Source organism: Microcystis sp. LE19-131.1A (genome assembly GCF_027532015.1).
GTDB classification, from domain to species: domain Bacteria; phylum Cyanobacteriota; class Cyanobacteriia; order Cyanobacteriales; family Microcystaceae; genus Microcystis; species Microcystis ichthyoblabe_A.
Map to the genome: position 1 here is coordinate 1 of NZ_JAPZSS010000145.1, position 3,753 is coordinate 3,753.

General features: G+C 42.2%; 3 protein-coding genes and 1 pseudogene. 1 reads left to right on the forward strand and 3 read right to left on the reverse strand.

Annotated features, from left to right (window positions below; translation table 11 throughout):
• A partial coding sequence (locus O9323_RS11920; protein WP_288125164.1) for a hypothetical protein occupies positions 1 to 211 on the forward strand: 211 nt, incomplete at its 5' end.
• Here O9323_RS11920 and O9323_RS11925 read toward each other — a convergent pair.
• The 3 genes and pseudogenes from O9323_RS11925 to O9323_RS11935 all read right to left on the reverse strand — a co-directional run.
• Positions 125 to 396: pseudogene (locus O9323_RS11925) on the reverse strand (ISAzo13-like element transposase-related protein); the annotation flags it as partial. The gene O9323_RS11920 and the pseudogene O9323_RS11925 overlap by 87 nt on opposite strands.
• A 244-nt stretch (positions 397 to 640) precedes the next feature.
• Positions 641 to 1,549 (reverse strand): LysM peptidoglycan-binding domain-containing M23 family metallopeptidase, encoded by a 909-nt coding sequence (locus O9323_RS11930; RefSeq protein ID WP_002753314.1) that lies wholly within the window; start codon positions 1,547 to 1,549, stop codon positions 641 to 643.
• Between the two features lie 20 nt (positions 1,550 to 1,569).
• A complete protein-coding gene (locus tag O9323_RS11935; RefSeq protein WP_288125165.1) occupies positions 1,570 to 2,868 on the reverse strand; it encodes a homoserine dehydrogenase in 1,299 nt (432 codons plus the stop codon).
• Positions 2,869 to 3,753 lie beyond the last annotated feature (885 nt).

Genomic DNA, 3,753 nt, shown 5'->3' on the forward strand with positions numbered 1-3,753 from the left:
CTCCTGTTTTCTCCCCTTTGCTATTAATAAAAGTTATATTTTCTCTGAATTATCTCAACAAAAACTTATCTTCTCAATCGGCTTGAATAATCAATTATCTTTCTCCTGCTGCCCCCTTACTTTTTCAGCAAGCCCTAAATACAAACCAGGTCTTATCATAATAGATATCAATAAACCATTGGCCCAAATTGGGAAAGTCTTGATTCGTTAATTCTGGGAGACGTTCGATTTTTTCTTCAATTTTTTCCCTGGCTTTTTTAGCAAGCTTTACTCCTTTTTGTAAATTTCAGTAATCAACTTAACAATCGGGTGTTTTCCTTTTCAAGTCATAGTTTGGGCGAATTTCAAGGCTGTTTCGATTTCATCTAAAATACTCCCATTCCAATGGTTTTCTAGCCCAATTCTAAGACTGTTTGTGCCATGAATCTTCTTTTAGTTGCATCTTTTAATTGAAGTGCAGTTTCACCGAGCAATTTCTTGAGGGAATCAGTTAATTCCATATACACTTAAAAGGAAAAACTTGATTAATAATGTACAGGATTAATTCTACTACAAAATCGGGAAGGAGGGGGCAATCATCGACCCCTCCCTCTCACACTCCGAGAATGAATAGTTTATTTTTTGGAAGTCCCTTAACTGGTTACTTTTGACTTGATTGCGGGCCGATTTGGGGCAAATGCAAAGCCGGATCCTGCGCTGTCCAACCGACGGGAGTATCTAAGCGCACCTCAAAATGAAGATGGGGGGGAATAATATCTGGTTGTCCGGTGGTGCCAACCGCACCGATAACGTCTCCTGCTCGTACCCTTTGGTCAATTTTAACTGTAACCCTGCTTAAATGGGCATAACGGGTCTGCCGGCGACCTAAATGATTAATTACTACCAAATTACCATAGGCCCCTTCCTGACCCACATAAATCACTAGACCGTCCTCGGCGGCTAGAACGGGTGTACCAACATCTGCGAGAAGATCAACACCACTATGAAAGAGATTTTTCTGTTCCGTGGGGCTTTTTTGCCAACCGTAGGCTAATCCGACAGTGCTGGCCAAGGGTAAGGGATAAGAACTTAATCCAGTATAATCCGATCGCTTGCCGGCGGCGGACCAATTGGTGCCGGGGATAAAAACTATTGTCGGCCGGCGACCACAACCGTTAAGCTCAAAGAGTATATCTGCACGAATACCATAGGCTGCTTCTAAATCGCGCCAAGTGGAACCCTTGGGTGCTTCGATGCGAATGCCATTCATCGGGGGAATAAAGATTTCTTTCCCGACGGGGGCCAAACCATTTTTGAGAATAGTCGGATTGAGTTTAATTATCGTTGCGGGGATGAGAGCGTATTTTTCGGCGATGGAGGCGATCGTTTCTCCCGCTTGGATTTTATGGCGTTGTAACCTTGATAAAATCGGTAGGGGACAAACATTATCGGATCCTTGGGCAAAAATTAATTTTTGATTTAAGCCCAAAAAACCTAGACAAAAAAACAAAATTGTGCTGGTCAAACTTAGCCAACTTTTCTCACTTCTGATTCTCCGACCCATGACCATAAAAAAAGCGATCTCTATAATTACAAAACCCGGAGAATACTGGGAATACTGTCAATAGCTTCTAAAGAGTCTATGGCTGCTAAAGCGTTGCGGAAATTGCCCTCGCGTACATCGTGGGTGACAACGACAATTTCGGCTAAATCACCCCTAATCCCAATTTGTACCACGGATTCTAGACTAACCCCATGGTCGCCGAAAGCCATACCTAAATGACCGATTACCCCCGGCACATCGCGACAGAGAAAACGAGCATAAAAACGGGTCGATAACGACTCCATCGGGGCGATTTGACAATAATGCTGGTGAATACAGCTTAAAAGCGGGTCAAGTTCCTTGGTTTTGCCACTACTTTTTAAAATTCCGACGATATTCATCACATCCGATACTACTGCACTGGCCGTCGGTCCGCCACCCGCACCCGGCCCATAAAACATCACTTGTCCCAAGGGTTCCCCCTCGACCAGAATAGCGTTATAGACTCCGTTAGCATTAGCGAGGGGATGGATTTTCGGTACTAGGGTCGGATGAACCCGCAACTCTAGAGTATCGGAATCTTCCTTAACCGTATCTTTCGCAATCGCTAATAATTTAATCACAAATCCCAGTCTATCAGCGTAGGCGATATCGACGGCGCTAACTTGCCGGATACCTTCACAGTAAACATCTTCTCGTTTTACCCGACCTCCAAAACCCAGAGAGGCTAAAATAGCGATTTTATCGGCTGCATCGAATCCATCCACGTCCGCAGTGGGATCCGCTTCCGCATAGCCTAATTCCTGAGCTTTGGCCAGAACTTCGCTAAAATCTGCCCCTTTTTGGCTCATTTCCGTGAGAATATAGTTAGTTGTGCCGTTGACAATTCCCATGATGCTGCTGATGCGATTAGCGCCGAGGGATTGTTTCAAGGGTTTAATGACGGGAATTCCACCACCCACGGCCGCTTCTAGGAGGACATAAACCCCCTTTTCGTTAGCTTTGGCGTAGATTTCATCACCAAAACGGGCAATAACCGCCTTATTTGCCGTAACAACGTGCTTTCCCGATGCGATTGCCTTGAGAATTAAAGAGCGTGCTGGTTCCAAACCCCCCAATAATTCGACAATAATATCAATTTCGGGGTCAGTAACGATCGATTCTAGGTCAGTGGTCAAAAGATGGGGAGAAAGCTCGATTTCTCTCGGTTTATCTAGGGTTCTAACTCCCACTCGTCCAATGGTAATCTCTTTGAGTACGGGATGACGACCAAAAGGATCGAGGAGGATTTTCGCTGTTCCCGTCCCCACAACCCCGAAACCGAGTAAACCAATCTTAAAGGTCACGCTTTTATCTCCTGCTAGTCCGACGCAAAAAATACTAATGGCCAAGCCGTCGCCATTGTCGATTCTATCATTACAATGTCCTTGTCTGTGGGGTGTGCTTTTCCTTGCGTTCAAAGCCTGAGGATGATCAATGTGCAGTATTTTTGTATTAAAATCAAGCAAATCTCGATCGCATTTAAACGCTTATCCTGTGATTGTGATTGATTTTATTGAGCGATATAGATATTCGGCAATGTGAGTAACATTTTTGATCATAACTCTAATTTATGATGACAATAATTCTCTATATAGTTGATATTTTTGAACAAATCAATCGACTCTCTCTGAGCAAAGAGCTATGTTAGCATGATTAGTTAGGGTAATTTGACTCAACTCACGAGCAACTAAGTTATCCAGCCCCAATTACCATACCAAAGAAATAGAATTGATAAAAAATAGGTAAAGAAGAATAACAGAAACCCATAAAAATAACGATTTTTTTGGCTCCAATATCCAAGGATAATAAATATTGGAAATATTGTCATCATATACCTCATCATTGATTGTGTTGTTCCTGTATTTAAAGGTAAAAAAATGCTCAGGAAGGCAAAAATTAACAGGGAAATATTTAGAGGCTTTTTAACGATAGAGAATAGCAAGATACCTAAAAAAAAGGAGCTGAAAAAAGTATTTAAGAATCCCACTGCATTATTGGCATCTTTGGGAAACATAAAATTGATATTCTTCCAGTAGTTTATTAGAGTAATTAGGGCTTGCTGAAAAAGTAAGGGGGCAGCAGGAGAAAGATAATTGATTATTCAAGCCGATTGAGAAGATAAGTTTTTGTTGAGATAATTCAGAGAAAATATAACTTTTATTAATAGCAAAGGGGAGAAAACAGGAGAA

Coding starts and splice junctions, on each gene's coding strand:
- O9323_RS11930 (WP_002753314.1), bottom strand. CDS start 1,549: ATGGTCATGGGTCGGAGAATCAGAAGTGAGAAAAGTTGGCTAAGTTTG.